Raw genomic sequence first — 26,210 nt, forward strand, 5'->3', positions numbered from 1 at the left:
CTCAGGCGGTGGCCGCGGCCGGGACCGGGCGGGCCGGCGTGGAGGCGGCGGGCGCGGACCTGGCCGGATCGAGGGTGTCCAGCAGCTGGATCGCCTCGTGCTCCATCGCCACGATGTACTCGCCGATCCGGCCGCGGAACCAACGGTGCATCATCAGCGCCGGGATCGCGACGATCATGCCGGTCGCGGTGCAGACCAGGGCCTTGCCGATGCCGCCGGCCAGCTGGTTGACGTCGCCGATGCCCTGGTCGCCGATCACCAGGAACATCTGGATCATGCCGACCACGGTGCCGAACAGGCCCAGCAGCGGGCCGGCCGCGGCGATCGTGCCGAGGGTGTTGAGATAGCGCTCCATCCGGTGCACCAGGTGGCGGCCGACGTCCTCGATCCGCTCGCGGATCTGGTCGCGTGAGCGATGGCGGACGTCCAGCGCCGCGGCCAGCAGCGCGCCCAGCGGCGAAGTCTTGCGCAGGGATTCGATGTGGGTGGGGTCGAGCTTGCCGCGTCCGGCCCAGGCCCGGACCTCGTTGCCCAGGCCCGGCGGCAGCACCGCCGCCCGGCGCAGGGTCCAGGCGCGTTCGACGATGATCGCCAGCGCGACCAGGGACAACAACAGCAGCGGGATCATCGGCCAGCCGCCGGCCTTGACCAATTCGAGCACTCGCAAACCTCCGGCCGCAGCCGTCTCAATCCGGCCGATAGGATAGCCCAGCCCGGAGAATTCACGTCACTGCGCGCCGGCAACGCCTTGCCGCCACTGTGACCGGGTCGACGCCCACGGACCGCCGATGCCCCGTACGCGCCCCACGCGCCGCCGGTCCCGGGCTCAATCAGCGCCGTCCGCGCCCGCCAGGCGCGCCTGGGCGTCCCACAGGCGCGCCCGTGCGGCCCTGCGCCCCTGCACGATGGCCTCTCCATCGCGGAAACCGACCCACAGCGCGCCGGCACGGCCGGTCTCGTGCAGCTCGGCCCCGGCCTGGCGCCAGCGATCGACGGTCCCCGCATGGGGATGGCCGAAGCGATTGCCGTAGCCGTTGGAAACGATGGCATGGCGGGCGCCGGTTGCGGCGACGAAGGTCGGGTCGGACGAGGCGCCGCTGCCGTGGTGGGCGACCAGCACCACGTCCGCCCGCAGGCGGTCCGGCAGCCGTCGGACCAGGCCGCGCTCGATCACCTCGCCGATATCGCCGGTCAACAGGACGGCACCATCGCGGCTCGCGATCCGCAGCACGCAACTGGCCTCGTTGCGCAGGTAGGGAAAGTGCGGCGTCGGATGCAGGAACTCGAACTCGACACCGTCCCAGCGCCATCCGCTGCCGGCGACGCAGGCCTCCGCGTCCGACACCCCGGACCCGGCCGGGGCCAGCAAGGCCGCAACCGGGTAGTCGCGCGTCACCGCCGCCAGTCCGCCGGCATGATCGTTGTCGGCATGGCTGACCACCACCCGCTCCAGCCGCGGCACGCCCAGCGCACGCAATGTCGGCACCACCACCCGGTCGCCGGCATCGTAGCCGTCGCGCACGGCCGGGCCGGTGTCATACAGCAGGGTGTGCCGGGCGGTGCGCACCACCACCGCCAGCCCCTGGCCGACATCCAGCACCCACAACTCGGCCTCGCCTTCGGCGGGCAGATCGCGTGCCGGCAACAGCAGCGGCAACCACAGCAGCAACGCCAGCCCCCGTGCCGGCAGCCCGCGCGGCAGCAACATCCAGAACGCCGCCAGCAGCGCCATCGGCAGTGCGAACCAGCGCGACTCCGGCAACCAGCGCACCGCAAGCGGGCTCGCTCCCAACCACTCGAACAAGGGCCAGCTCAGATCGAAACACCAGGCCGACAGCCGCCACGCCCAGGCCCCCAGCCCGCCATGGAGGCCCTCCAGCCCGGTGCCCAGCAACGACAGCGGCACCACCACCAGGCTCCACCACGGCACCGCCACCAGGTTGGCGACCGGGCCGGCCAGCGATGCCTGGCCGAACAGCGCCACGCCCAGTGGCAGCAGGCCGATCGTCGCCACCGCCTGCGCGGACAGGAAGCCGCGCAAAAGCCTGCGCTCGAAGCCGGGAAGACACCAGAGCAACCAGGCGACACCGGCGAAACTGAGCCAGAAACCGGCGCTGAGCACCGATAGCGGATCGACCAGCAGGATCGCCAGCGCCGCGGCCGCCAGCGCGGCCGCCGGTCCGAACCGGCGCCGCGACACCCGCATCGCCGCGACCGCGCCGATCATCAACACGGTGCGCACCGTCGGCAGCGCGAATCCGGCCACGGCGGCATAGGCGATGCCGCCGGCAAGCCCGGCCAGCGCCGCGGCCACCGGTCGCGGGATCCGGCGCGCCAGTCCCGGCCACCCCCACCACAGCCCGCGCGCCAACAGCGCCGCAAAGCCGGCGACCAGACCGACGTGGAAGCCGGAGATCGCGATCAGGTGGGTCAGGCCGTTGGCGCGCAGCAGCGCCCAGTCGGCATCGTCGAGGCCACGGGTGTCGCCGAGCGCGAGCGCGCGCACGAAGCGTGACGACGGCGACCGGATCGCCGCCGCGATCCGCTCCGACATCGCCTGACGCCAGGCGTCCAGCCCGGTCGCGTCCGACAGCAGCTCGGCCCGCCGCAACTCGCGGACATAGCCGCGCGCGGCGATGCGGCCGGCCAGGGCCTGCTTCTCGCTGTCGAAGCCACCCGGATTGCGCAGCCCGCGCGGCGCCTTCAGGCGCACCGACAGGCGCCAGCGTTGCCCGGCCCGCAGTCTCTCGCGGGCGCCTGGATCGTCGTCGTACCAGGACAGGCGCAGCAATCGGCCACTCACCGCCTCGGCAGCGGCGTCGTCGACACGGAACTCGAAGCGGGTCCGGCGTGGATCGTGCTCGGGCAGGCCGACGATGCGGCCTGCGATGGTCAGATCGGCGCGCTCAAGATCCGCGGGCAGCTGCAGCGACAATGCATGGGCGGCATGCAGTGCCGCCAGTCCGGCGCCGAGAACCAGCGCCGCCGGCCAGCGCCAGCCGCGCCACAGCAGCAGGCTCGCCATCGGCAGCGCCAACGCCGCCAACGGCCAGGGCGGCAGGCGCGGCAACCACAGCACCAGGACGATGCCGGCAAGCAACGCCGATGCGGTCGCGATCCCGAACAGCGGGTTGTGCGGTGGAGACGGCGGCCGCCGGTCCGCGGGCGTGGGCCCCACGCCCGGGACGAGGGGCTGCGGCGCCGCAATGTCTTCGAGAGGTGTGTCTGCCGGCATCCTTGCCGTTGCCTCCATGGTTCAGACCTCGGCGGCGGAAAGCTCCCTGAGTCGGCCTTCGTGCAGTTCCAGCACCCGGTCCAGCCGCCGCGCGAGGCGGCGGTCATGGGTGACCAGCACCAGGCTGGTGCCCTGCTCGCGGTTGAGCGAAAGCATCAACTCGAACACGGTCGAGGCGGTCTTCTCGTCGAGGTTCCCGGTCGGCTCGTCGCCGAGCACGCAGGCCGGGTTGTTGACCAGGGCGCGGGCGACCGCGGCGCGCTGGCGTTCGCCGCCGGACAATTCGCCGGGCTTGTGGGCGAGGCGGTGCCCCAGCCCCACCGCCTCCAGCAGACCGCGCGCGCGCGCCTCGGCAGCAGCATTCGCGGTGCCGCCCAGCAGCACCGGCAGCATCACGTTCTCCAGCGCGGTGAACTCCGGCAGCAGATGGTGGAACTGGTAGACGAAGCCCAGCGAGGCATTGCGCAGGCGACCGCGCTCGGCGTTCGACAGCGCGCTCATCTTCTGGCCGGCGACGTAGACCTCGCCCCCGCTCGGCGTATCCAGCCCGCCAAGCAGATGCAGCAGGGTGCTCTTGCCGGCGCCGGAAGCGCCCAGGATCGCCACGGTCTCGCCGCGCGCCACTTCCAGATGCAGGTCGTGGAAGACGTGGGTGCGCAGCGCACCCTCGGCATAGGTCTTGGCCAGGCCGTCGCAGTGGATGACGGCATCGGTCATCGTTGATCTCCTCGCAGCGGGCGGCAACGGCAGGCAGGCGCTGCGGCGCCTTCTGCCCGGGCGGCCAGGCCTGGGATCGCGCAGCTCGCCTGGGCTGAACCGCGCGGAAGCATGCACTCACTCATAGCGCAGCGCCTCCGCCGGGGCGGTGCGCGCCGCGCGCCAGGCCGGATACAGGGTTGCCAGGAAGGCCATCGTCAGCGCCACTGCGGCGATCATCATCACGTCGCTGCCCTGCAGGTCGGTCGGCAGACCGGTGATGTAGTAGACGTCGGCCGAGGGCAGCAGGCTGACGCCGAACACACGCTCGATCACCCGCAGGATGTGTTCCAGGTTCAGGGTCAGCGCGATCCCGCCGACCACGCCCAGCACGGTCCCGATCACGCCGATCAGCGAGCCCTGCACCATGAACACCCGCATCACCCCGCCCGGGGTCAGGCCCAGGGTGCGCAGGATCGCGATATCGGCCTGCTTGTCGGTGACCAGACCGACCTGGGAGGCGACCAGGTTGAAGGAGCCCATCAGGATGATCAGCGACAGCAGCAGGCCGACCATGGTCTTTTCCATCTTCAGCGCATGGAACATGTTGGCGTTCTCGCTGGCCCAGTCGCTGATGCTGTAGGGGCCCTTCAGCTCCAGCGCGAGATCGCCGGCGACGTTCCAGGCCTGGTCCATGTCGTGCAGGCGCAGGCGCACGCCGGTCACCCCGTCGCCGATCCGCAGCACCCGCTGCATGTCGGCCATGTGGGCCACGGCCAGGCCGCGATCGAACTGCTGGTGGCCGGCCTCGAACAGGCCGGTGACGGTGAAGCGTTTCTGCTGCGCGACCGCGCCCATCGGCGTGCTGCGGAAATTGGACGTGGTCACGATCACGCTGTCGCCGACGCCGACCCCGAGCCACATGGCCAGCTCGCGGCCGAGCACGATGTTGAAGCTGCCCGGCGTCAGGGTGTCCAGCTCGCCCATCACCATCTTGTCGGCCAGCTCCGAGGTCGTCGCCTCCTGCTCGGGGACGATGCCGCGCACCAGCGCCGGCTGGTTGCGCACGCCGGAAAGCAGCGCCTCCTTTTCCACGTAGGGCGCCGCGCCGGCGACGCGTGGGTCGGCCATTGCGATATCGACCGCATGCCGCCAGTCGGGCATCGGCTCGCCATGGGTGCTGATCGTGGCGTGGGCGACCATCTGCAGCAGGCGGTCGCGGATCTCGCGCTGGAAACCGCTCATCACCGCCAGGGTGGTGATCAGCACCATCACCCCCAGCGCGATGCCGGCGATCGATGCGAACGAGATGAAGGAGATGAAGCCATTGCGGCGTTTGGCGCGCAGGTAGCGCAGGCCGATGGCGACGGGAACGGGTTTCAACATAGCGGGTTATCTTGCCACCGATTCAGGATCCAGATCCGCCCGCACCCGCATCAGCGCCAGCCTCAGTTCACGTCGCCTCGGGGCCGGCAGCGTGTCCGGCAGCCAGATCCGGCGCTGGCGGCGACCGCGGTCGCCACCCCAGCTCATGAATCCCAGCGCGCCCCGCCAATCGACCGCCAGGTCCCCGACCCGCCGGCCGTCGACATCGACCCGGCCGGCGGCCGTCACCACCACCTGCAGCCGCGGCCGCCGCCACTCGCGCCATGCCGCGCCGGCCGCATGAATCAGCGCCAACACGGCCAAGACCCGCGCCGCCCGGGGCGGCAGGTCCGAGCACAGGCTGGCCAGCGCGGCCAACACACCCACCAGCAGCACCGACGCGACCAGGACCGGCGACGGACGCCAGTCGAAGCGGTCCTGCGCCGCCGGCTCAGGGCGGCAGCTGGCGGATACGTTCGACCAGGGATTGGAGCTCGGCATCGGCAGGCGCGTCATGACCCATGAACCAGTGCCAGAGCCTATCGTCCTCGGTATCCAGCAGGACTAGGAAAACCTCCCGCTCGCGGCTCGGGGCCGCACCCCACTCGCGCTCCAGATAGCGCTCGAACAAGCGATCGAGCTCGCGCATCCCGCGCCGGCAGCGCCAGCGCAGTCGCGCCAGTTCGCGCTGGTCGGCCTCGCTCAGCCCTCTCGTACTCATTTCAGCATCCCCCAGGCCAGCACGCCCCACAGCGTCCACAGCACCAGTCCGCCGGCCAGGTAGGCCAGGAAGCGGTGCACGACCTTGTTGTAGCCGCACTGGATCGCGCTATGGACGACGCGCAGGGCCACGAACATCCAGGCCAGCACCAGCACCGCGCCGCTCGTCTGCCCGGTCGTCGCCGCGACCGCCAACGCCAGGTAGAACAGCACCGGCAGCTCCAGCAGATTGCGGAAGTTGTCGGCGGCGCGGCTGTCGGTCAGGCGCTGCGCGACCTGCGCCGAGGTCGCCACCGACTGCGGATGGATGCGCTCGCGCCTCATCTGGCCGATGCGCATGAAGAACATGCGGAACCAGACCGCGCAGGTCAGCGCCGCCATCGCCAGCGCCGGCCACCAGATCAGGGTGTCGTCGGACATCGTTCCTCCCGGTCAAAAAAGAAGGGCGCGCTCGCGCACGCCCTTCGTGGTCCGCATGACCGCCATGCGCGTCGCCGGATTCAGACCCGGCGCGCCAGCATCAGCTTCTTGATCTCGCCGATCGCCTGCGCCGGGTTCAGGCCCTTCGGGCAGGTCCGCGCGCAGTTCATGATGGTGTGGCAACGGTACAGCTTGAACGGATCCTCCAGATCGTCCAGGCGGGCGCCGGTGTCCTCGTCGCGCGAATCGATGATCCAGCGATAGGCCTGCAGCAGGATCGCCGGCCCCAGGTAGCGGTCGCCGTTCCACCAGTAGCTCGGGCAGCTGGTCGAGCAGCACGCGCACAGGATGCACTCGTACAGGCCGTCGAGCTTCTTGCGATCCTCCGGGGACTGCAGGCGCTCGCGGTCGGACGGCGCCGGGCTCTGGGTCCTCAGCCACGGTCGGATCGACGCGTACTGCGCGTAGAAGTGGGTCAGGTCCGGCACCAGGTCCTTGACCACCTCCATGTGCGGCAGCGGGTAGATCGGCACCTCGGCCTTCTCGCAGTCGCCGATCGCCTTGGTGCAGGCCAGGGTGTTGGTGCCGTCGATGTTCATCGCGCACGAACCGCAGATGCCCTCGCGGCAGGAGCGGCGGAAGGTCAGGGTCGGATCGATCTCGTTCTTGATCTTGATCAGCGCGTCGAGAACCATCGGCCCGCAGGTCGCCAGATCGACCTCGTAGGTGTCGACGCGCGGATTCATGCCGTCGTCGGGGTTCCAACGGTAGACCTTGAACGTGCGAACGTCCTTCGCGCCCTTGGTGGCCGCGAAATGGCGGCCCTTCTGGATCTGCGAGTTCTTGGGAAGAGTGAATTCAGCCACGGGTACTCGCTCCGGATCAGTAGACGCGCTTCTTCGGCGGCACCACGTCGACGTCGTCGGTCAACGTGTACATGTGCACCGGGCGATAGTCGATCGAGGTGGTGCCGTCGTCGCCGACCGAGCACAGGGTGTGCTTGAGCCAGTTGGCGTCGTCGCGCTCCGGGAAGTCCTCGCGCGCATGCGCGCCGCGCGACTCGGTGCGGTTCTCCGCCGAGACGATCGTCGCCAGGGCCTGGCCGAGCAGGTTCGACAGCTCGTAGGTCTCGATCAGGTCCGAGTTCCACACCAGCGAGCGGTCGCTGACCTTGACGTCGGCGAACGAGGCGTGGATCTCGCGGATCTTCTTCACGCCGTCGGACAGGGTCTCGCCGGTGCGGAACACCGCGGCGTCGGCCTGCATCGTGCGCTGCATCTTGTCGCGGATGACCGCGGTCGGGGTGTCGCCGTTGGCGTTGCGCAGCTTGTCGAGCCGGGCCAGGGCCTGGTCGCAGGCGTCGCCGGCCAGCGTGGCCTGCTTGCCGTCGGGCTTGACCGTCTCGGCGGCGCGATTGGCGACCGCGCGGCCGAACACGACCAGATCCAGCAACGAGTTCGAGCCCAGGCGGTTGGCGCCGTGCACCGACACGCAGGCGGCTTCGCCGATCGCGTACAGGCCCGGCACCACCTCGTCCGGATTGCCGTTGCGCAGCTGCACGACCTCGCCGTGATAGTTGGTCGGGATGCCGCCCATGTTGTAGTGGACGGTCGGAATGACCGGGATCGGCTGCTTCTCGACATCGACGCCGGCGAAGATCCGCGCCGACTCGGCGATGCCCGGCAGCTTCTCGTGGATGACCTCGGGGCCGAGGTGGGTCAGGTCGAGCAGGATGTGATCCTTGTGCTCGCCGACGCCGCGTCCCTCGCGGATCTCGATGGTCATCGAACGGCTGACCATGTCGCGCGGCGCCAGGTCTTTCACGCTGGGCGCGTAGCGCTCCATGAAGCGCTCGCCGTTGCTGTTGCGCAGGATGCCGCCCTCGCCCCGCACGCCCTCGGTGATCAGGCAGCCGGCGCCGTAGATGCCGGTCGGGTGGAACTGCACGAACTCCATGTCCTGCATCGCCAGGCCGGCGCGCAGCACCATGCCGCCGCCGTCGCCGGTGCAGGTGTGCGCCGAGGTCGCCGAGAAGTAGGCGCGGCCGTAGCCGCCGGTCGCCAGCACCGTGCCCTGGGCGCGGAACAGGTGCAGCTCGCCGGTCGACAGGTCGAGCGCGAGCACGCCGCGGCAGGCGCCGTCGGCGTCCATGATCAGGTCGAGCGCGAAGTACTCGATGAAGAACTGCGCGTCATGCGCCAGCGACTGCTGGTACAGGGTGTGCAGGATGGCGTGGCCGGTGCGGTCGGCCGCGGCGCAGGTGCGCTGCGCCGGCGGACCCTCGCCGAACTTGGTGGTCATGCCGCCGAACGGGCGCTGGTAGATCTTGCCGTCCTCGGTGCGCGAGAACGGCACACCGTAGTGCTCCAGCTCGATGATGGCCGGGATGGCCTCCTTGCACATGTACTCGATCGCGTCCTGGTCGCCCAGCCAGTCCGAGCCCTTGACGGTATCGAAGAAGTGGTAGCGCCAGTCGTCCTCGCCCATGTTGGCGAGCGCGGCGGCGACGCCGCCCTGGGCGGCGACGGTATGCGAACGGGTCGGAAAGACCTTGGTGATGCAGGCGGTCTTCAGGCCCTTCTGGGCCAGGCCGAAGGTGGCGCGCAGGCCGGCGCCGCCGGCACCGACCACCACCATGTCGAAGCTGTGTTCGTGGATCTTGTAGGCAGGCATGTCGGATTACCCCAGCGCGATGCGGATGACGGCGAGCACGCTGGCGATGGCCGCGAGTACGCAGATGAAACGGACAGCGAGCTGGGAGACCACCGCCAGACCACCGTGTACGTAGTCCTCGATGACGACCTGCAGGCCGAGCTGGGCATGCCAGAACATGCTCAGCAGGAAGGCGATCAGCACGACCGCGTTGAACGGGCTGGCGACCGTGGCGCGCACGCTGGCGTAGTCGGCGCCGGCAAGGCCGACCAGCAGGCACAGCACGTACAGGCCGAGCAGCACCAGCGCGACCGCGGTGATGCGCTGGACGATGAAGTGATGGGTACCGTCCTTGGCCGAACCCAGGCCACGGGCGGTCTTGAGCGGATTGCGCAGGCGCGGATTGCTGCTCATGCGCCACCCCGCATGGTCATCGCGACCACCCAGATGATCGCGGTCAGCGCCAGGCTGCCGAACACGCTGGTCCAGCTGCTGCGCACGAAGCTGGCGACCTTGTAGCCGTAGCCCGCGTCCTGGACCAGATGGCGCAGGCCATTGAACAGGTGGTAGGCGAACGCCCAGCTCCAGCCGAACAGGACCAGGAAGCCCAGCGGCGAGGCCATGCACGCGGCGACCTTGGCCCACTGCTCGGGACCGGCGGCGAGCGCGACGAGTGCGTAGGCGATCAGCAGACTGCCGACGGCGAGGACCACACCGGTGGCCCGGTGCAGGATCGAGGTCACCATCTGTATCTGCCAGCGGTAAACCTGCAGATGCGGTGACAAGGGACGTTGGGGGTTCGCCATGGGTGGACGGACAGTCTCGGCTGGGCGGCGGAGCCGCGTGGCGGAAGGGTCGGGCTACTCTCGGGATGAACAGGCAGGGGACAACCAGGCGCAGCGGCGCGCGGGTGTCTCAGAAGTCGATGCAGCGGCCGTTCTTCTCCCAATCGCCGAAGCGGGTGGGGTCCGGACCGTCGCGCCCCCCGATCTCGACCGCCTTGGCGTCCTCGTCCGCCGGCTTCGGAGCCGGGGTCTCGGGCGCGTCGGAAGCGGGGTCGTGGGTCGTTTCGCCTATCATCTCGGCGTTGAAGCTTAATTCCCAGCCCCAATGCCTGACAACCCACAACGCCCCTCATCAGCCGTCGCCGGCCCGCTCCCGCCGGTCTCCGGCCAGCCGTTTGCGTTGCCCGACTACCGCATCCTCAGCCTGAGCGGACGCGATGCGCTGGCGTTCGCGCAGGCGCAGTTCATGAACGACGTCGATGCCCTGGCCGACGGCCAGTGGCACTGGAACGGTTGGCTCACGCCCAAGGGCCGGATCATCGCCCTGTTCGCCCTGCTCCGGATCGATGCGCAGCACCTCTGGCTGCTGCTGGCCGATGCCGATCCCGAGGCCTTGGCGGGCGCCCTGCGCCGCTTCGTGTTTCGCAGCAAAATCACGATGGAAGTGATTGATGAAAAACCAGTTTCAGGTTCTTTCTCGGCACCCGAAGCGGCGCGTGGCAATGCCTTCGCGACACTCGACAACGGCGCCCTGGAGCTCGACCTTGGGACGGCGTCGGAGCCGCGCCGGATGCGGCTTGGCAACGCTGCCGACGAGGCCCCGGCACGGGCCGCGCGCTGGCGTCGCGATGACCTCCGCCACGGCCTGCCGCACCTGCTGGGCGAGCAGGTCGAACACTGGACGCCGCAGCAGCTGTCGCTGGAGCGGTTGCGCGCCTTCAGCGTCAAGAAGGGCTGCTACCCCGGCCAGGAGATCGTCGCCCGCACCCACTTCCTCGGCAAGGTCAAGCGCGGCCTGGTCGCGATCGCGGCCGACGCGCCACTGGCAAGCGGACAGGAACTGCAAAGCGGCGACCGCATGATCGGTCCGCTGGTCAGTACCGCCGACGACGGTGCGTGCTGGTCGGCACTGGCGGTGGTCCCGCTGGCCGACGAACGCCCGGCCCTGCGGGTCGGTGCGACCCCGGTCCGCGAAGTCGCCCTGCTGGACGGACTCGCGCGCTGAGCGACGCCGCGCGACCGGCCCCGGGGCGGTCGCGCGGATCGCGGCGGTCGTGGTTCAGCCCGCCAGCTCGGCCGCGGCGGCGACGATGTCCTGCTCGCCCGGGATCACCATGAAGGCGGCACCGGCCAGCGGGGTGTAGGTGTCGACGCCGACCACGCGCTTGAACGGCCGCGCACCGAACCCGCCCTCGATGATCGCGGTGATCACGCCCTCGCCGACTCCGGCGCTGTGACGGCCCTCGTCGACGATCAGGATGCGCCTGGCGCTGGCGGCCTGCTCGCGGATGTAGCTTTCGTTGAGCGGCACCAGCCAGCGCAGATCGACCACGCGGCACTTCCAGCCGTGGGCACGCTCGATCTCGCGCGCCGCGCGCAGGCTCATCGGCACGCCGTTGCCATAGGTGAAGATCACCAGGTCGTCGTGACCCTCTCCGTACACCCTGCCCTCGCCCAGCGGCATCGCCTCGCCCGGCGGCGGATAATCGGTCAGCCAGCCGCCGTCGCCGGCCTCGTACAGGTCCTTGGCCATGTACAGCGCGATCGGCTCCAGGAACACGCTGACCCGGCCGTCGACGCGGGCCAGCGCGGTCAGCGTGCGCAACATCGTGGCCGCGTCGTCGCCACGCGACGGGCAGCCGACCACCAGACCCGGGATGTCGCGCAGCGCGGTGATCGAGTTGTCGTTGTGGAAATGACCGCCGAAACCGCGCTGGTAACCCAGCCCGGCGATGCGCACCACCATCGGGTTGGCGTACTGGTTGTTGCTGAAGAACTGCAGGCTGGCCGCCTCGCCGCGGATCTGGTCGCAGGCGTTGTGGAAGTACGCCAGATACTGGATCTCCGGGATCGGCAGCAGGCCGACGTTGGCGAAACCCTGGGCCATGCCCAGGATCATCGTCTCGTCCAGCAGGGTGTTGAACACCCGGCGCGGACCGAACGCCTTCTGCAGGCCCTTGGTCACCGTGTAGACGCCGCCCTTCTGCGCCACGTCCTCGCCGAACAGCAGGGTCTCGGGGTACTTGGCGAAGATGTCGTGCAGGGCGTTGTTGATCTGGATCGCCAGGTGTCGCGGCGGCTGCCTCTCGGGCAGCTTGCGCTCGCCGCCGAACGCCTCGACGCGGCGCGCGTCGTAGTCGGCACGGGCGGCCTCGGCGGCGACCTTGTCCGGGCTGTACGGCGCCAGCGGTGCGACCACCTCGGACAGGCTCTCCAGCTTGGGCCGGCGATCGGCCTCCTCGGCGGCGGCGAAGCAGCGGTCGCGGATCGACTCGTACAGCGCCAGCAGCTCGTCCTTCGACATCAGCCCCGACTCCAGCGCGATCGCCGCGCTGCGCAGCAGCGGGTCGCCGGCCTCGACCCGGCACAGCTCGTCGATCGAGCGCCACTCGATCTCGAAGTCGGTGCCGGCGTGGCCCATGATCCGATTGGTGCGCAGGTGCAGGAAGGTTGGACGGCGGGTCGTGCGGCAGTGCTCGACCGCGCGTTGCACGTCGCCGTAGCCCGCGGCCAGGTCCAGCCCGTCGGCGTAGAAGTAGTCCAGGCCGTCCATGTGGCGGAAGCGGTTGCCGATCCAGCCCGACGGCGTCTTCACCGAGATGCCGATGCCGTTGTCCTCGCAGACGAACAGCACCGGCGCCGGCAGTTTCTGGTAGGCGGTCCAGGCAGCGGCATTGAACGCGGTCTGCGCAGTCGCGTGGTTGGCCGAGGCGTCGCCGAAGGAACATACCGCGATGCTGTCGTCGGGGATCGGCAGCGCATGCCCCAGGCGCCGGCCGGCCTCGATCGCGATCGCGGTGCCCAGCGCCTTGGGCAGGTGCGAGGCGATCGTCGAGGTCTGCGGCAGCACCCACAATGGCTTGCTGCCCCAGACCTTGTGGCGGCCTCCGGAGGCCGGGTCGTCCTTGCTGGCCGCGAACGACAGCGCCGAGTCCATCACCGGGTCCATGCCCGGCAGCTTGCGGAAGCGCTCGGCCATGAAGCCGCCGGAGCGATAGTGCAGGAAGGCCGGATCGGTGTGCCGGGTCAGCCGCGCGACCATCGCGTTGCCCTCGTGTCCGGACGAGCCGATCGTGTAGAAAACCTTGTTCTGCAGGCGCAGCACGCGCGCCATCAGATCCAGATGCCGGCTGATCAGCTGCGACTCCAGCAACTCGCGGAAGCCGCGCGCATCCAGCGCGCTACCCGCCAGCACCGCCTCCTCCGCGGCCGGACGGACATCGGCCTGGCCGTTCCAGGCTTTCACGAACTCGCTGAAATTGACGTCGCAGATCTCGGCGCGGTTGAGCCCCTTCATGCGGGCGGGGATCGGATTGGGAACGGTGGCGAACATGGGCACTCGGTCGGAATCGGATGGGGGTTCTAGCGGGATGACGCCGGCGGGCGCGCGGCGCCGGCCGCGCGGGAGGATCAGAGCGACGCGTCGATCAGGGCTTGGGCCCGGGCGTCGGGCGCCGCCATCGGCACGAAACCGGGGGTCGCGCGCACCCGTCGCAACCAGTCGAGGACGGCGGGAAACGGCGTCAATTCGATGCCGCCGTGACCGGCGACGTCGGTGTAGGCGAACAGAGCGATATCGGCAATGCCGTAGGCGGGGCCGCTGAACCACTCGTGCGACTGCAGATGACGTTCCATCACCGCCAGCGCCGCCCGCCCCTTCTCGCGCAGGGCCGGCAGCTCCGCGCGCCGCGGCGAATCCAATGGCGTCCAGCCGCAGATGAAGCGGGCCACCGCGATACAGGGCTCGTGGCTGTACTGTTCGAAGAACATCCAGCTCAGCGCCTGTGCGCGCTGCCAGGGGTCCTCCGGCAGATAGGCGCTGCCCTCGGCCAGCCAGTGCAGGATCGCATTCGATTCGACCAGGACCCGGCCGTCGTCCAGCGCCAGCATCGGCACCTTGCCGGCGGGATTCAGGGCCAGGTAATCGGCGCTGCGGGTCTCGCCGATCGCGCTGTTGATCTCGACCCAGCGGTAGTCGCGATCCTCGCGCTTGCCCAGCTGTTCCAGCAACAGGCGCACTTTGTGGCAATTGCCCGAGGGCGAGAAACCGTAGACGGTGATCATGGCGCCGCCCCGGCGCGACGCGCGCGCCACTGTTCGCGGGTCTGGCTCCATATGTCGACCTCATGCACGTCCAGCGGCGGCGGCAAGGTCCCCGGGCCGCGCCGGGTCGAGCCCAGGCGCCGCGCCACCGCCTGCGAGGCGCTGTTGGCCGGCGCGATGCAATGGATCACCTCGCTCCAGCCGAGATTGTCGAAGGCCCAGTCGATCGCGGCGACGCAGGTCTCGGTCGCGTAGCCCTTGCCGCGCGCATCGGGATGGAAGGCATAGCCGACCTCGGTTCCGGGCCAGCCGTCCGGCTGCCAGGGACCGCCCTGGCCGACCCACAATCCGCTGGCCTTCTCGACCACCGAGAACATGCCGAAGCCCTGCAGCAACCACGCCCCCGGCATCTGCAGGAAGCGGCGCCAGGCCTCGCCGCGCAGCAGCGGGCCGCCGATATGGTTGGCGCTTTCATGGGCGAACATCTGTGCGTAGCGCTCGAAGTCCCCGATCCGCGGCACACGCAGGATCAGGCGCTCGGTTTCGACGACCGGGCCGTTGACGATATCCAGTCCCACAACGAAGCCTCCCTACCCCGCCGGGCCGCGACACCGCGGCCCCGACGGCGGCGATCAAAGAGTCGGAATCAGAACGCGCTGATGCCGGTCAGCTCGCGGCCGATCACCAGCTGGTGCACGGTCTCGGTGCCCTCGTAGGTGATCACCGACTCCAGGTTCAAAGCATGGCGGATCGCCGCATGCTCGGTGGTGATGCCGGCACCGCCGAGCAGATCGCGGCACTCGCGGGCGATGTCGATCGCCATCCGGCAGTTGTTCCACTTCGCCAGCGAGACCTGCTGCGGCTGCATCGTGCCGGCGTCCTTGAGACGGCCCAGCTGCAGCACCAGCAACTGCGCCATGGTGATGCGACGGGACATGTCGGCCAGCTTGAGCTGCGCGCTCTGGGTCGCCGCGACCGGGCGCCCGAACAGGATGCGCTCCTTGGAGTAGTTCAGCGCCTCGTCCAGGCAGGCGATCGCGGCGCCGACCGGGCCCCAGGTGATGCCGTAACGGGCCTGGGTCAGACAGCCCAGCGGCCCCTTCAGCCCCTTCACGTTCGGCAGCCGGTTGGCCTCCGGCACGCGCACATTGTCGAAATACAGCGCGCTGGTCACCGACGCGCGCAGGCTCATCTTGTGCTTGATCTCCTGGGCCGCGAAGCCGGCCATGCCCTTCTCGACCACGAAGCCCTGGATGCCGTCCTCGGTCTGCGCCCAGACGATCGCGATATCGGCCAGGTTGCCGTTGGTGATCCACATCTTGGAACCGTTGAGGACCCAGTCGTCGCCGTCGCGCCTGGCGTGGGTCTTCATGTTGGCCGGATCGGAACCGCCGTGCGGCTCGGTCAGACCGAAGCAGCCGATCACCTTGCCCGCGGCCATGTCCGGCAGCCAGCGCATGCGCTGCTCCTCGCTGCCGTAGGCGTAGATCGGGTACATGCACAGCGACGACTGCACGCTGACGAAGCTGCGGATGCCGGAATCGCCGCGCTCCAGTTCCTGACAAATCAGGCCGTAGCTGACCGCGTTGAGGCCGGCGCAACCGTACTGCTCCGGCAGCGAGGAACCGAGCAGGCCGAGCTCGGCGATCTCGCCGACCAGCTCCTTCGGAAAACGGCCTTCATCGAAGCAGTCGCCGATGATCGGCAGTACCCGTTCGTCGGTGAAGCGGGCGACCGTATCCTGCACCGCGCGCTCCTCCTCGGTCAGCAGGGAACGGACGTCGTAAAGGTCGTACGGTTGCAGGGCCATGGTGAACTCGAGCGATGAGGAAACCGCCATTGTATCGGTGCCCCGCGAGCCGTGGCACCCCGACATGGTCATGGGCCACGGCCATACGCCACCGTCTCGGGCCATCGCCCCGGCGCCGGCCGCGGATACGAAAAAGGGGCCGGTCGCCCGGCCCCTCGTCATGCCCGCGGTGGACCGCCGGAATCAGCCGCGGCTGACCGGTTCGGCGGCGTCGGCGGTCTGGGTCACGACCTTGCCGTCGATGACCGGCAGGCGATCGCCCGGCTCCTGGTCCATGCGCACCGTGCGCTCCTGGCCGTCGAAGCTGTAGGTCACGTCGTAGCCGATCACCGCGTCCTCGTCGCCGAGCAGGATGCGATCGCCGGGCTTGCTGCTCATGCGCTTGCTGCCGGTGCTGCCGTCGGGCGCGCGATAGGCGACCTCGTAACCGACCACGCGGGTGTTCTGCGAGGTATCGGTGACGGTGTGGCACTGGCGCTCGACGCGGTCGACGACCTTGCCGCCCTCGTGGTTGCGGTCGATCCGGTTGCCGATGTAGCCGCCGGCCGCGGCGCCGGCCGCGGTGGCGACCTTGCGGCCGTTGCCGCCGCCGACCTGGTTGCCGATCACGCCGCCGATGATGGCGCCGGCCACGGTGCCGCCGACGTTGCCGTCGCGCTCGGGCAGGCGCTCCTGCACCACCACGTCCTCGCAGACCTCGCGCGGCTGGCTGGTGGTGCTGGTCTCGCGGACCGGCTCGCTGCCGGTCACGGTCGCGTACAGCTTCTGCTTCTCGGTCACCGGCTCGACCGCCAGCACCTCGGCGAAATCGACCCGCCCGGTGTCCAGCGAAGCGGCATCGTCCGAGCCGGCGCCGTCCAGCGATGCGGCCGCATCCAGCGGCGCGCCCGGCGCATCGCCACGGTCGCCACCGGCGAAACTCTGGTACGCCGCGACGGCGATGCCGCCGACCAGCAGGGATGCCAATGCGACCGCCAACATGCTCTTGTTCATCACGACCTCCTGGAGCGGGACACCGGCCCCGCATCGATAGATGGCCCGATTGCAGCATCGGGAACCTGAATGGCTGCCGATTATCGTGACCTATTCTGCAACCGCAACAAACGGCGTTCAGCTGGCGTGATAGCGTTCTCAGATCCAAGTTGACGGAAGTATGCCGATGGCCAACCCGATGCTGCTGCCACTGATGAACTGGGCGCGCGGCCTGCGCTACCCGACCCTGTTCAAGATCACCGCCGTCGCGTTCGCGATCAGCGTACTGTGGCCCTTCGATCCGATCCCGTTCATCGACGAGATCGTGCTGGGCCTGGGCACCCTGCTGCTGGCGAACTGGAAGGGGCGCAACAAGACCGACAAGAACGACGACCGGGTGATCGACGCGCCCCCGGGCGGCGGCGGCGGCCAACACTGAGACAAGCCGGTTCCGGCCGGCGCCGACACCCCCATGCTGCCGCCATGCTGATCGATTCGCACTGCCACCTGGACGCCTCCGAGTTCGACGCCGACCGGCGCGAAGTGATCGCGCGGGCGCGCGCCGCCGGCGTCCTGCGGCAGATCGTGCCGGCGGTCGCCGCCGCCGGCTGGCCGGGGCTGCGCGAAACCTGCCGGCTGGCGCCGGGGCTGCACCCGGCCTACGGTCTGCACCCGATGTACCTGGCCGGGCATCGCGACGAGCATCTCGGGCAGTTGCGCGAATGGATCGAGCGCGAGCGCCCGGTGGCCGTCGGCGAGTGCGGCCTGGACTTCTTCGTCGACGACCTCGACCCGGAGCAGCAGGCGCATTACTTCGACGCCCAGCTGCGGCTGGCGCGCGAGTTCGAGCTGCCGGTGATCGTGCATGCGCGGCGGGCAGTCGATGCGGTGATCGCGGCGATCCGCCGCTTCGCTCCGCTGCGCGGCGTGGTCCACAGCTTCTCCGGCAGCGCCGACCAGGCGCGACGGCTGTACGCGCTGGGCTTCCTGATTGGCCTCGGCGGTCCGGTCACCTACGAGCGCGCCAACCGGGTGCGCCGGATCGCCGCGCAGGTGCCGCTGGACAGCCTGCTGCTGGAAACCGATGCGCCGGACCAGCCCGACGCCGGGATCCGCGGCCAGCGCAACGAACCGGCGCGGCTGCCGCGGGTGCTGGACACCATCGCCGGCCTGCGCGACATCGCTCCGGACGAGCTCGCCCGCGCCACCGCCGCCAACGCCGAGCGCCTGTTCGCACTGCCGGCCATCGACACCCATGGCAGCCCCGTAGGAGCGGCGTAAGCCGCGAGGGCCTTCCCATGAAAGCCTCATCGCTCCTACCGGAGGCTCTGGCGGTGCGTACATGCCATACGTAGGAGCTGCGTAAGCGGCAACCGGGCCTTTCCGGCGGCATCCATCCCGACTCACGCCGCTCGCAACGTCAAGACGCCTTCCTGAGCAGGAGCTCGATCGCCTTGCCGACGGCCGCGAACGCGAAGGTGCCGGTGATGTGGGTGGCCGCACCAAGGCCGCCACCGCAGTCGAGCTTGAATGCCGCGTCGCCGTCGACCTTGGGACGCACGCCGCAGACCGAGCCGTCGGGCTGCGGATACTTCACGTTCTCCAGCGAGTACACCGCCGGCACGCTGAAGTAGCGCGACGGGCTGCGCGGGAAATTGAACTCCGCACGCAGCTTCTTTCGGATCAGGGCCAGCATCGCGTCGTGCTCGGTGCGCGACAGGTCCCGTACCCGCACCAGGGTCGCGTCGGTGCGGCCGCCCGCCGAACCGACCACCACCAGCGGCAGCTTGCGGCGCCGGCACCAGGCGATCAGCTCGACCTTGCTGCGAAAACTGTCGCAGGCATCCAGCACCAGATCGAAGCGCCGGTCCAGCAGTTCGCCGATGTTGCCGGCGGTCAGGAAACTGGCGATCGCATCCACCGATATCGCCGGATTGATCGCCCGGCAGCGCTCGGCCATCGCCTCGACCTTGGCGCGGCCGTACTGGCCGTCGATCGCCGGCAGCTGGCGGTTGGTATTGGACACGCACAGATCGTCGGCATCGATCAGGCTCAGGTGGCCGATGCCGGTACGGGCGAATGCCTCGACCGCCCACGAACCGACCCCGCCCATGCCGACCACGGCGACCCGGCAGTTCGAGAACCGGGCCAGCGCGCCAGCGCCGTAGAGCCGGTCGACGCCGGCGAAACGCTCGATCAGCGACGGGTCCGGAACTGGGGAGGAAACGGCGGGGTCGTGGGCTTCAGGCATCGCCATAGTTTACGGACAGCGCGCACGGACGCGCAGTCGCGCATGCTATCTTGCCCGCCACACTCAAGGAGGCCAGGCCATGAACGACCCCCAGCCCAGCACCGCCGCCAAGGCACCTGCGGTCAGCAACGCATCCAGGTATCTGTTCCTGCTGATCCTCGGTCTGGTCCTGGGCGTGATCGCGACGGTGATGGCGCTGCGCGCGGTCGAGGCCCGCAAGACCCTCTCCGACCAGTTGCCCGACGCGGTGATGCACGTGCAGCAATGGCACCTCCAGCAGTTGCAGACCAGCCTGGAACAGAACCGTTGCGCGGCCACCGACACCCTGCCGCACCTGCGGACCCTGCGCGAGATGGCCAACGATCTGGAACCGGCGTTCCCGGACCTGCGCGACGATGAGCGTTTCGTGCAGAGCGCCAGCAAGATGCGCGCCGCGCTCGACACCTCCCTGGCCAGCCCGCCGCTCAACTGCGCCGGCGTCGAGGCGGTGGTCAAGCAGGTCGGCAGCGCATGCAAGGCCTGTCACCAGGACTTCCGCGGCTGAGCCACGCGGTTACCTGAACCTCCGGTCCCCGATCTCCACCGCAGCACCCGCGATTGGTGGAAGGTTCATCGGCGATCTCCTAGCGTGAAGGGCGTGAGCGTGTCGGCACACAAACCGGCACGCGCCGGCCCGGCCCTGTCGCCCAGGACCGGACCGCCACTCCCGTCCACCCAGGAGATCGACATGAACATCAACGACTTGAGCATGCTCGACCCGGGCCGCAGCGCCCGCGCGACACGCCGGGCGTCCGCCAGAACACCCGTCCTGGTCGGCGTGGCCGCCGCCGGCATGCTGGCGCTGACCGGCTGCGTCAGTTCCGGTTACGGCGGGTCCGCCCCGGGCTACGGCTACGGCAACCCCGCGCCGGCCCCGTCCTACGACAATCAGCGCTGCTACGACTGCGGCGTCATCACCCGGATCGAACCCTTCAGGACCCAGCGCGCCCCGAACGCGACCGGCGCCGTGCTGGGCGGACTGGTGGGTGCGGTCGCCGGCCGCGAACTGGCCGACGACAAGAGCAAGGGCCGTCGCAACACCGCGACGGTGGCCGGCGCGGCCGCCGGTGCGGTCGCCGGCAACGCGGTCCAGAACGCGGTTCAGACCCGCTACAACGTGCACGTGCGGATGGACGACGGCCGCACCACGGTGGTGTCGATGGACAGCGTCGGCAGGTTGCAGGCCGGCGCCCGGGTGCGGGTCGCCAACGGTCGCGTCTACGGCTACTGATCCGGCGCCCACGCACGCAATAGGCGCAAAGAAAAAACCCGGCCATCCGGCCGGGTTTTTCGTATCGCCGACACGTCCTCGGCAGTCGCTGCCGCTGACGCGAAGCCCGGCGTGCTTACAACGGCTCGACGGCGTCGGCCTGCAGGCCCTTCTGGCCCTGGACGACGGTGAAGGAGACCTGCTGGCCTTCCTTCAGGCTCTTGAAGCCCTGGGTCTGGATCGCGCGGAAGTGCACGAACACATCCTCGCCATTCTCGCGGCTGATGAAGCCGAAGCCCTTGGCATCGTTGAACCACTTGACGGTACCGGTTTCACGGTTCGACATTGACTTGCTCCTTGGAACGTTGGTTTGGACATCGCTTGCGCGAAGTGCTGGTTGCAAGGAGGAAGCGAGGTGCAACGATGTAGCGGATCATCGGATCAACCGCATCGGGCCACGATTCACGGTGACCCTGGCAAACGCAGCGTCCGCAACTTACCCCGCACCATGTGAAAATGCAATCGAGCCCCATCCGTGGGCCGCTCGACCGGAAACCGGCCGGTTTCCCACCGCACACGACACCCCGTCGGGAGCCGATCGTTTGGACATCAACCTCCTCTACTACATCCTCGCCAGCGTCCTGATCGTGATCGGCATCGCCGGCACGGTGCTGCCCGCCCTGCCCGGGGTGCCGCTGGTCTTCGTCGGCATGCTGCTGGCGGCCTGGACCGGTGATTTCCAGCAGGTCGGCTGGATGCCACTGGTCGCGCTGGGAGCGCTGACCGTGCTGTCGCTGCTGGTCGACTTCGCCGCCACCGCGATGGGCGCCAAGCGCGTCGGCGCCAGTCGACTTGCCCTGATCGGCGCCATGATCGGCACCTTCGCCGGCCTCATGTTCGGTTTCGTCGGCATCTTCGTCGGACCGTTCGTTGGCGCCCTGGTCGGCGAGTTGATCGACACCCGCCACATGGGCAAGGCGACCCGGGTCGGGTTGGGCACCTGGATCGGCATCGTGGTCGGCACCGTGCTCAAGCTCGGCCTGGCGTTCGCCATGCTGGGCCTGTTCCTGCTCGCCTGGTGGCTGTAGCCGCCGACAGCGGTCATCGCGGCCGGCTATCCTCGCCGCTACGCTGTTGCGATCACCCGCCGCCCACGCCAAGACGGATGCCAGTCCCGATGTCCACGCCCCTCCCCCAGCCGCCGCGCCGTGATCGGCGACTGCTGCTGCAGACCCTGCTCGTCCTGACCCCGCTTGCCGGCCACGCCCAGCAGGCGAGCCAGCCGGCGACCGCCGAAGCCTGCCTGCGCATCGATGCCGACGCCGACCGGCTGGCCTGCTACGACGCCTTCCACCGCCACCAGGCCGGCACCGCGCGCGACGCCGACGTGGCCGCGCGCGAGGCGCGCGCGATCCAGGAGAACCTGGCGATCGGCGAACAGGTCGCTCCGGGAGCGGTGCCCGCGATCACCAGCGGCGGCGGCGAGCTGTACCCCAACGAGGACCCGCTGAGCACCGCGATCGCCAATGCCGGCAAGGGCTCCCTGCTGGACAGCCGCTGGGAGCTGGCGCGCGACTCCAAGCTGGGCGTGTTCAACTTCCGCGCCTACAAGCCGACCTACCTGTTGCCGGTGTTCTGGACCAGCAAGGTCAACGACATGCCGGCCTCGCCGAATCCGAACAACACCGTCACCACCCCGCTCGGCCTGCAGGACCTGGAGTCCAAGTTCCAGCTCAGCTTCAAGATGAAGGCCTGGGAGAACATCTTCGGCGACAACGGCGACCTCTGGCTGGGCTATACCCAGAGCTCGCGCTGGCAGGTCTACAACGCCGATATCTCGCGACCGTTCCGCGAGACCAACTACGAACCCGAAGCGATGCTGGTGTTCCGCAACAACTACCACCTGCTCGGCTGGAACGGACGCATGGCCGGCATCGGCTTCAACCACCAGTCCAACGGACGTGCCGACCCGCTGTCGCGCAGCTGGAACCGGGTGATCGGCATGGTCGGCGTGGACCGCGACAACTGGTCGCTGGTGGTGCGTCCGTGGTGGCGGGTCTCCGAGGATGCGGCCGACGACAACAACGCCGACATCGAGGATTACGTCGGCCGCGGCGACGCGACCCTGGTCTATGTCCGAGGCGGCCATCAGTTCTCGCTGACCGGCCGGCACTCGTTGCGCGGCGGCGATCGCTCGCACGGTTCGTTGCAGTTCGACTGGGGCTTCCCGATCCACAACGCCTTGCGCGGCCACCTGCAGGTGTTCGACGGCTACGGCGAGAGCATGATCGACTACAACCACCGCGCGACCTATATCGGCCTGGGCGTTTCGATGCTGGAGTGGTACTGAGCCAGGCGCGCGGTCGCAGTCACGGAGACGCCTTCGGGCGATCATGGTCGACCGCCGCCGGCGACGACATGCGCAAGGAGAACACCCGATGAAGATGCGACGCATCCTGTCACTCGACGGCGGCGGCATCCGCGGCCTGGTCAGCTGTGTGTGGCTGCAAGGGGTCGAGGAGGCCCTGCGGCAGGCCGGCAAGCCCGGGTTGCTGAGGCGCTTCGACCTGCTCGCCGGCAGCTCGACCGGCGCCCTGGTGGCCTGCGGACTGGCGATAGGGCGCGGTCCTGCCGATCTCGCCGAGCTCTACCGCAGGCAACGCCACGAAATCTTCCCGGGCATGGCCGAGCGGCTGTGGTCGCGCGCGGGGCGGCTGTTCACCCAGGGCCCGTCGGCGCCCCGCTACGACGGCAAGGGCCTGGAAAAGGTGTTGAAGAAGGCCTTCGGCAACGCCACTCTTGGTGAGGCGAAGAAGCCACTGCTGATCACCAGCTACGACACGGTGTCGCGCACGCCGGTGGTGTTCAAGAGCTTCAAGCCCGAGCACGCCGGCCTGCCGATGTGGGAAGTCTGCCGCGCCTCGGTCGCCGCGCCGACCTACTTTCCCGCCCACGGAATGACGGTCGAGGGCCGCAAGTGCTCGCTGATCGACGGCGGCATCGTCGCCAACAACCCGACCGCCTGCGCGATCGCCGAGGCGATGCGCAAGGACCGGCGCGTCGACAATGTCCACGACCTGCTGGTGCTGTCGGTCGGCACCGGCGAGCGCAACCGCCCGATCGCGCTCAAGTCCGCGCGCGAATGGGGCGCGCTGGAATGGGCGGTGCCGATCATCGACGTGCTGTTCGACGGCAACACCGACTCGGTCGACTACATCGCCCGCCACATCGTCGGCGACGGCTATTTCCGGATGCAGGCCGAGCTGATGCCGGGACTGGACGACCTGGACGACGTCAGCGAGACCAACCTGGCCGGGCTGGAATCGATGGCCGCCCACTACCTCGCACGCGCCCAGACCCGGCAGATGCTGGAGAGGCTGACGGCACGGCTGTGAACCGGTCGCCGACGGCGGCCGGAGACGAGGACTGGATCTAGGTCCAGTCCTCGATGCCCTCGCGGGCGTAGGCCTCGCGGAACGACGGCAACGCCTTCGTGCGCGCGGCCAGCGCCGACAGCGCCGGCCAACTGTCGCCCGGACGCGGCATGTTGCGCGACCAGCGCATCAGCATGGTGAACACGAAGTCGACCGCCGACATCGATTCGCCGAGCAGGTACGGCCCGTTCGCGGCCAGGTGCGCATCGACCTGCTCCCAGGCCGACTCGATCGCGGCTCGCGCCCGTGTCCGCACCGCCTCGGCGTGTTCCTCGCCGGCCACCTCGTCGGAGTAGAACCAGGCCCGGAAGGCCGGCATCAGGGTATAGGCGGCGAACAGCATCCAGCGGTAATAGGCCGCGCGCGCCGCGCTGCCCGGCGCCGGCGCCAGACCCGCCTGTGGATACAGATCGGCCAGATGCATCGCGATCGCGGTCGACTCGGTCAGGACCTGGCCGTCGATCAGCAGGGTCGGCACCCGCCCCTGCGGATTGAGCTTCAGGTACTCGGGCGACTTCTGCTCGCGCTTGCCGAAGTCGAGCATCACCAGCTCATGCTCGATGCCCAACTCGATCAGCAGCCAATGGACGACCAGCGAAGCGGTGCTGGGCGAACCGTACAGGACCGTGCCCATCGGGGACTGCGCGCTCATTCGACCACCACCGGGATCTTGCCGATCGTTCCACTGGAGATCCGCGCCTGCCACTGGCGCGGGCCGGTGCGGTGCACCGACTCGCCGGTCGAGTCGACCGCGACGGTGACCGGCATGTCGCGGACCTCGAATTCGTAGATCGCCTCCATGCCCAGGTCCTCGAACGCCAGCACCCGGCTGGCCTTGATCGCCTTCGACACCAGGTAGGCCGAACCGCCGACCGCCATCAGGTAGACCGCCTTGTTGTCGCGGATCGCGTCGATCGCCGCATCGCCGCGCTCGGCCTTGCCGACCATGCCCAGCAGCCCGGTCTGTTCGAGCATCTGGCGGGTGAACTTGTCCATCCGGGTCGCGGTGGTGGGACCGGCGGGACCGACCACCTCGTCGCGCACCGGATCGACCGGACCGACGTAGTAGATGAAGCGGTTGGTGAAGTCGACCGGCAGCGTCTCGCCCTTGTCGAGCATGTCGATCATGCGCTTGTGGGCGGCATCGCGACCGGTCAGCAGCTTGCCGTTGAGCAGCAGCACCTCGCCGGGCTTGAACTGGGCGACCTGCTCCCGGGTGATCGTGTCCAGATCGACCCGGCGCGCGTTCTGCGGATCGTAGGTCAGCCGGGGCCAGTCCTCCAGCGACGGCGGTTCCAGCGCCACCGGACCGCTGCCATCGAGGGTGAAGTGCGCGTGTCGGGTCGCCGCGCAGTTGGGAATGAGCGCGACCGGCAGGTTGGCGGCGTGGGTCGGATAGTCCTTGACCTTGATGTCCAGCACGGTGGTCAGCCCGCCCAGGCCCTGCGCGCCGATGCCCAGCGCGTTGACCTTCTCGTACAACTCCAGGCGCAGCTCTTCGGCGCGGTTGGACGGGCCGCGCGCGATCAGGTCCTGGATGTCGATCGGCTCCATCAGCGATTCCTTGGCCAGCAGCATCGCCTTCTCGGCGGTGCCGCCGATGCCGATACCGAGCATGCCCGGCGGGCACCAGCCGGCGCCCATGGTCGGCACCGTCTTCAGCACCCAGTCGACGATCGAGTCGGACGGGTTGAGCATCGCGAACTTGCTCTTGGCCTCCGAACCGCCGCCCTTGGCGGCGACGATCACATCGACGGTGTTGCCCGGCACGACCTTCACGTTGACCACCGCGGGGGTGTTGTCGCGGGTGTTCCGGCGGCGTCCGGCCGGGTCGGCCAGCACCGACGCGCGCAGCTTGTTGTCCGGATGGTTGTAGGCGCGGCGCACGCCCTCGTTGACCATGTCCTCCACGCCCATCGTGGCGTCGTCCCAGCGCACGCCCATGCCGATCTCCAGGAACACGGTCACGATGCCGGTGTCCTGGCAGATCGGGCGATGGCCCTCGGCGCACATCCGCGAATTGATCAGGATCTGCGCCATCGCGTCCTTGGCCGCCGGCGACGCCTCGCGCTCATAGGCGGCGGCGAGGTTCTTGATGTAGTCGACCGGGTGGTAGTAGCTGATGTACTGCAGGGCATCGGCGACCGACTCGATCAGGTCGTCCTGGCGGATCGAGACGGGCGAACTGGACACGGAGGAAGCGGGCTGGCTGGCGGTCACGGGATCGGCGGGCTGGCTGGCGGCTGGGGCGCATATTCTAGCGGCCCACGGCCGCGCATGCCCCATCGGCGCGCCGCCGTCGATGCGACGAAGCGAGCGCCTGCCGCGACGAAGCGATCCGACGACGACGCCACCGCC

Annotated in this window: 29 protein-coding genes; 8 read left to right on the forward strand and 21 right to left on the reverse strand. The window is 69.3% G+C overall.

Going from position 1 to position 26,210, the window contains the following annotated elements; genetic code table 11:
* Position 1: 1 nt before the first annotated feature.
* The 12 genes from C9I47_RS09435 to C9I47_RS09490 all read right to left on the reverse strand — a co-directional run bounded on the left by C9I47_RS09435 (position 2) and on the right by C9I47_RS09490 (position 10,168).
* Positions 2-661 carry a MotA/TolQ/ExbB proton channel family protein gene (locus C9I47_RS09435; protein ID WP_111266516.1) on the reverse strand — a complete coding sequence of 220 codons (660 nt, stop codon included), beginning with the start codon at positions 659-661 and terminating at the stop codon, positions 2-4.
* Between the two features lie 165 nt (positions 662-826).
* Entirely contained in the window at positions 827-3,100 is a 2,274-nt protein-coding gene (locus C9I47_RS09440; RefSeq protein ID WP_407067473.1) for a DNA internalization-related competence protein ComEC/Rec2, read from the reverse strand.
* A 156-nt stretch (positions 3,101-3,256) separates the two neighbouring features.
* Entirely contained in the window at positions 3,257-3,952 is a 696-nt protein-coding gene (gene lolD / locus C9I47_RS09445; protein WP_111266518.1) for a lipoprotein-releasing ABC transporter ATP-binding protein LolD, read from the reverse strand.
* A gap of 117 nt (positions 3,953-4,069) precedes the next feature.
* Complete coding sequence (locus C9I47_RS09450; protein ID WP_111266519.1) at positions 4,070-5,317, reverse strand: lipoprotein-releasing ABC transporter permease subunit; 1,248 nt, start codon at positions 5,315-5,317, stop codon at positions 4,070-4,072.
* A 6-nt stretch (positions 5,318-5,323) separates the two neighbouring features.
* The gene (locus C9I47_RS09455; RefSeq protein ID WP_190238459.1) at positions 5,324-5,812 is read right to left on the reverse strand and encodes a hypothetical protein; all 489 of its coding nucleotides are present in this window, start codon (positions 5,810-5,812) and stop codon (positions 5,324-5,326) included.
* Complete coding sequence (locus C9I47_RS09460; protein ID WP_111266520.1) at positions 5,748-6,017, reverse strand: FAD assembly factor SdhE; 270 nt, start codon at positions 6,015-6,017, stop codon at positions 5,748-5,750. The genes C9I47_RS09455 and C9I47_RS09460 overlap by 65 nt, the downstream gene beginning before the upstream one ends.
* A complete protein-coding gene (locus tag C9I47_RS09465; protein ID WP_111266521.1) occupies positions 6,014-6,436 on the reverse strand; it encodes an MAPEG family protein in 423 nt (140 codons plus the stop codon). Before C9I47_RS09465 ends, C9I47_RS09460 begins: the two co-directional genes overlap by 4 nt.
* An 80-nt stretch (positions 6,437-6,516) precedes the next feature.
* Entirely contained in the window at positions 6,517-7,302 is a 786-nt protein-coding gene (locus tag C9I47_RS09470) for a succinate dehydrogenase iron-sulfur subunit (protein ID WP_111266522.1), read from the reverse strand.
* Between the two features lie 16 nt (positions 7,303-7,318).
* Positions 7,319-9,109, reverse strand: a complete 1,791-nt coding sequence (gene sdhA / locus C9I47_RS09475; RefSeq protein WP_111266523.1) for a succinate dehydrogenase flavoprotein subunit — start codon at positions 9,107-9,109, stop codon at positions 7,319-7,321.
* Positions 9,110-9,115: 6 nt separating this feature from the next.
* Positions 9,116-9,502, reverse strand: coding sequence for a succinate dehydrogenase, hydrophobic membrane anchor protein (gene sdhD / locus C9I47_RS09480; protein ID WP_111266524.1), 387 nt, complete (start codon positions 9,500-9,502; stop codon positions 9,116-9,118).
* Positions 9,499-9,894, reverse strand: a complete 396-nt coding sequence (gene sdhC, locus C9I47_RS09485; protein WP_111266525.1) for a succinate dehydrogenase, cytochrome b556 subunit — start codon at positions 9,892-9,894, stop codon at positions 9,499-9,501. The genes sdhD and sdhC overlap by 4 nt, the downstream gene beginning before the upstream one ends.
* Before the next feature lie 109 nt (positions 9,895-10,003).
* On the reverse strand, positions 10,004-10,168 hold the full coding sequence (locus tag C9I47_RS09490) for a DUF1674 domain-containing protein (protein ID WP_111266526.1): 165 nt from the start codon (positions 10,166-10,168) through the stop codon (positions 10,004-10,006).
* A gap of 30 nt (positions 10,169-10,198) precedes the next feature.
* Between C9I47_RS09490 and ygfZ the strand changes: the two genes are divergently transcribed.
* The gene (gene ygfZ / locus C9I47_RS09495) at positions 10,199-11,098 is read left to right on the forward strand and encodes a CAF17-like 4Fe-4S cluster assembly/insertion protein YgfZ (RefSeq protein ID WP_111266527.1); all 900 of its coding nucleotides are present in this window, start codon (positions 10,199-10,201) and stop codon (positions 11,096-11,098) included.
* Positions 11,099-11,152: 54 nt separating this feature from the next.
* Here ygfZ and C9I47_RS09500 read toward each other — a convergent pair whose 3' ends face one another.
* The 5 genes from C9I47_RS09500 to C9I47_RS09520 form a co-directional block, all read right to left on the reverse strand.
* Positions 11,153-13,426 carry a thiamine pyrophosphate-dependent enzyme gene (locus tag C9I47_RS09500; protein ID WP_111266528.1) on the reverse strand — a complete coding sequence of 758 codons (2,274 nt, stop codon included), beginning with the start codon at positions 13,424-13,426 and terminating at the stop codon, positions 11,153-11,155.
* 77 nt (positions 13,427-13,503) lie between these two features.
* Positions 13,504-14,157, reverse strand: coding sequence for a glutathione S-transferase family protein (locus C9I47_RS09505; protein ID WP_111268061.1), 654 nt, complete (start codon positions 14,155-14,157; stop codon positions 13,504-13,506).
* Positions 14,154-14,714, reverse strand: a complete 561-nt coding sequence (locus C9I47_RS09510; protein WP_407067474.1) for a GNAT family N-acetyltransferase — start codon at positions 14,712-14,714, stop codon at positions 14,154-14,156. Before C9I47_RS09510 ends, C9I47_RS09505 begins: the two co-directional genes overlap by 4 nt.
* Before the next feature lie 68 nt (positions 14,715-14,782).
* Positions 14,783-15,946, reverse strand: a complete 1,164-nt coding sequence (locus tag C9I47_RS09515; RefSeq protein ID WP_111266529.1) for an acyl-CoA dehydrogenase family protein — start codon at positions 15,944-15,946, stop codon at positions 14,783-14,785.
* Between the two features lie 183 nt (positions 15,947-16,129).
* Positions 16,130-16,939 (reverse strand): glycine zipper 2TM domain-containing protein, encoded by an 810-nt coding sequence (locus C9I47_RS09520; RefSeq protein WP_111266530.1) that lies wholly within the window; start codon positions 16,937-16,939, stop codon positions 16,130-16,132.
* A 166-nt stretch (positions 16,940-17,105) separates the two neighbouring features.
* Between C9I47_RS09520 and C9I47_RS09525 the strand changes: the two genes are divergently transcribed.
* Together C9I47_RS09525 and C9I47_RS09530 are read left to right on the forward strand one after the other, a co-directional pair.
* Complete coding sequence (locus C9I47_RS09525) at positions 17,106-17,357, forward strand: DUF6116 family protein (RefSeq protein WP_111268063.1); 252 nt, start codon at positions 17,106-17,108, stop codon at positions 17,355-17,357.
* A gap of 44 nt (positions 17,358-17,401) precedes the next feature.
* On the forward strand, positions 17,402-18,199 hold the full coding sequence (locus C9I47_RS09530; protein WP_111266531.1) for a TatD family hydrolase: 798 nt from the start codon (positions 17,402-17,404) through the stop codon (positions 18,197-18,199).
* Between the two features lie 139 nt (positions 18,200-18,338).
* Here C9I47_RS09530 and C9I47_RS09535 read toward each other — a convergent pair whose 3' ends face one another.
* Positions 18,339-19,169: a tRNA threonylcarbamoyladenosine dehydratase gene (locus tag C9I47_RS09535; RefSeq protein ID WP_111268064.1), complete on the reverse strand. Its 831-nt coding sequence runs from the start codon at positions 19,167-19,169 to the stop codon at positions 18,339-18,341.
* A gap of 79 nt (positions 19,170-19,248) precedes the next feature.
* On the opposite strand from C9I47_RS09535, the gene C9I47_RS09540 reads away from it, so the two are divergent.
* Together C9I47_RS09540 and C9I47_RS09545 are read left to right on the forward strand one after the other, a co-directional pair.
* The gene (locus tag C9I47_RS09540) at positions 19,249-19,713 is read left to right on the forward strand and encodes a cytochrome c (protein WP_111266532.1); all 465 of its coding nucleotides are present in this window, start codon (positions 19,249-19,251) and stop codon (positions 19,711-19,713) included.
* Positions 19,714-19,896: 183 nt separating this feature from the next.
* Complete coding sequence (locus tag C9I47_RS09545) at positions 19,897-20,439, forward strand: glycine zipper 2TM domain-containing protein (protein ID WP_407067475.1); 543 nt, start codon at positions 19,897-19,899, stop codon at positions 20,437-20,439.
* Between the two features lie 115 nt (positions 20,440-20,554).
* On the opposite strand, the gene C9I47_RS09550 is transcribed toward C9I47_RS09545, so the two are convergent.
* A complete protein-coding gene (locus C9I47_RS09550; protein ID WP_036206291.1) occupies positions 20,555-20,764 on the reverse strand; it encodes a cold-shock protein in 210 nt (69 codons plus the stop codon).
* Positions 20,765-21,020: 256 nt separating this feature from the next.
* Between C9I47_RS09550 and C9I47_RS09555 the strand changes: the two genes are divergently transcribed.
* The 3 genes from C9I47_RS09555 to C9I47_RS09565 all read left to right on the forward strand — a co-directional run bounded on the left by C9I47_RS09555 (position 21,021) and on the right by C9I47_RS09565 (position 23,813).
* A complete protein-coding gene (locus C9I47_RS09555; RefSeq protein WP_111266533.1) occupies positions 21,021-21,506 on the forward strand; it encodes a DUF456 domain-containing protein in 486 nt (161 codons plus the stop codon).
* Between the two features lie 89 nt (positions 21,507-21,595).
* Positions 21,596-22,768 carry a phospholipase A gene (locus C9I47_RS09560; RefSeq protein WP_111266534.1) on the forward strand — a complete coding sequence of 391 codons (1,173 nt, stop codon included), beginning with the start codon at positions 21,596-21,598 and terminating at the stop codon, positions 22,766-22,768.
* A gap of 88 nt (positions 22,769-22,856) precedes the next feature.
* Positions 22,857-23,813, forward strand: coding sequence for a patatin-like phospholipase family protein (locus C9I47_RS09565; protein WP_190238460.1), 957 nt, complete (start codon positions 22,857-22,859; stop codon positions 23,811-23,813).
* A 37-nt stretch (positions 23,814-23,850) separates the two neighbouring features.
* Here C9I47_RS09565 and C9I47_RS09570 read toward each other — a convergent pair whose 3' ends face one another.
* Complete coding sequence (locus C9I47_RS09570; protein WP_111266536.1) at positions 23,851-24,486, reverse strand: glutathione S-transferase family protein; 636 nt, start codon at positions 24,484-24,486, stop codon at positions 23,851-23,853.
* 14 nt (positions 24,487-24,500) lie between these two features.
* Complete coding sequence (locus tag C9I47_RS09575) at positions 24,501-26,045, reverse strand: fumarate hydratase (RefSeq protein ID WP_111266537.1); 1,545 nt, start codon at positions 26,043-26,045, stop codon at positions 24,501-24,503.
* Positions 26,046-26,210 lie beyond the last annotated feature (165 nt).

Source organism: Marilutibacter maris (assembly GCF_003233695.1).
In the GTDB taxonomy this organism is placed as follows: Bacteria; Pseudomonadota; Gammaproteobacteria; order Xanthomonadales; family Xanthomonadaceae; genus Marilutibacter; species Marilutibacter maris.

Coding starts and splice junctions, on each gene's coding strand:
- lolD (WP_111266518.1), bottom strand. CDS start 3,952: ATGACCGATGCCGTCATCCACTGCGACGGCCTGGCCAAGACCTATGCC.
- C9I47_RS09450 (WP_111266519.1), bottom strand. CDS start 5,317: ATGTTGAAACCCGTTCCCGTCGCCATCGGCCTGCGCTACCTGCGCGCC.
- C9I47_RS09455 (WP_190238459.1), bottom strand. CDS start 5,812: ATGACGCGCCTGCCGATGCCGAGCTCCAATCCCTGGTCGAACGTATCC.
- C9I47_RS09460 (WP_111266520.1), bottom strand. CDS start 6,017: ATGAGTACGAGAGGGCTGAGCGAGGCCGACCAGCGCGAACTGGCGCGA.
- C9I47_RS09465 (WP_111266521.1), bottom strand. CDS start 6,436: ATGTCCGACGACACCCTGATCTGGTGGCCGGCGCTGGCGATGGCGGCG.
- sdhA (WP_111266523.1), bottom strand. CDS start 9,109: ATGCCTGCCTACAAGATCCACGAACACAGCTTCGACATGGTGGTGGTC.
- sdhD (WP_111266524.1), bottom strand. CDS start 9,502: ATGAGCAGCAATCCGCGCCTGCGCAATCCGCTCAAGACCGCCCGTGGC.
- sdhC (WP_111266525.1), bottom strand. CDS start 9,894: ATGGCGAACCCCCAACGTCCCTTGTCACCGCATCTGCAGGTTTACCGC.
- C9I47_RS09490 (WP_111266526.1), bottom strand. CDS start 10,168: ATGATAGGCGAAACGACCCACGACCCCGCTTCCGACGCGCCCGAGACC.
- ygfZ (WP_111266527.1), top strand. CDS start 10,199: ATGCCTGACAACCCACAACGCCCCTCATCAGCCGTCGCCGGCCCGCTC.
- C9I47_RS09500 (WP_111266528.1), bottom strand. CDS start 13,426: ATGTTCGCCACCGTTCCCAATCCGATCCCCGCCCGCATGAAGGGGCTC.
- C9I47_RS09505 (WP_111268061.1), bottom strand. CDS start 14,157: ATGATCACCGTCTACGGTTTCTCGCCCTCGGGCAATTGCCACAAAGTG.
- C9I47_RS09515 (WP_111266529.1), bottom strand. CDS start 15,946: ATGGCCCTGCAACCGTACGACCTTTACGACGTCCGTTCCCTGCTGACC.
- C9I47_RS09520 (WP_111266530.1), bottom strand. CDS start 16,939: ATGAACAAGAGCATGTTGGCGGTCGCATTGGCATCCCTGCTGGTCGGC.
- C9I47_RS09525 (WP_111268063.1), top strand. CDS start 17,106: ATGGCCAACCCGATGCTGCTGCCACTGATGAACTGGGCGCGCGGCCTG.
- C9I47_RS09530 (WP_111266531.1), top strand. CDS start 17,402: ATGCTGATCGATTCGCACTGCCACCTGGACGCCTCCGAGTTCGACGCC.
- C9I47_RS09535 (WP_111268064.1), bottom strand. CDS start 19,169: ATGCCTGAAGCCCACGACCCCGCCGTTTCCTCCCCAGTTCCGGACCCG.
- C9I47_RS09540 (WP_111266532.1), top strand. CDS start 19,249: ATGAACGACCCCCAGCCCAGCACCGCCGCCAAGGCACCTGCGGTCAGC.
- C9I47_RS09545 (WP_407067475.1), top strand. CDS start 19,897: ATGAACATCAACGACTTGAGCATGCTCGACCCGGGCCGCAGCGCCCGC.
- C9I47_RS09550 (WP_036206291.1), bottom strand. CDS start 20,764: ATGTCGAACCGTGAAACCGGTACCGTCAAGTGGTTCAACGATGCCAAG.
- C9I47_RS09560 (WP_111266534.1), top strand. CDS start 21,596: ATGTCCACGCCCCTCCCCCAGCCGCCGCGCCGTGATCGGCGACTGCTG.
- C9I47_RS09565 (WP_190238460.1), top strand. CDS start 22,857: ATGAAGATGCGACGCATCCTGTCACTCGACGGCGGCGGCATCCGCGGC.
- C9I47_RS09570 (WP_111266536.1), bottom strand. CDS start 24,486: ATGGGCACGGTCCTGTACGGTTCGCCCAGCACCGCTTCGCTGGTCGTC.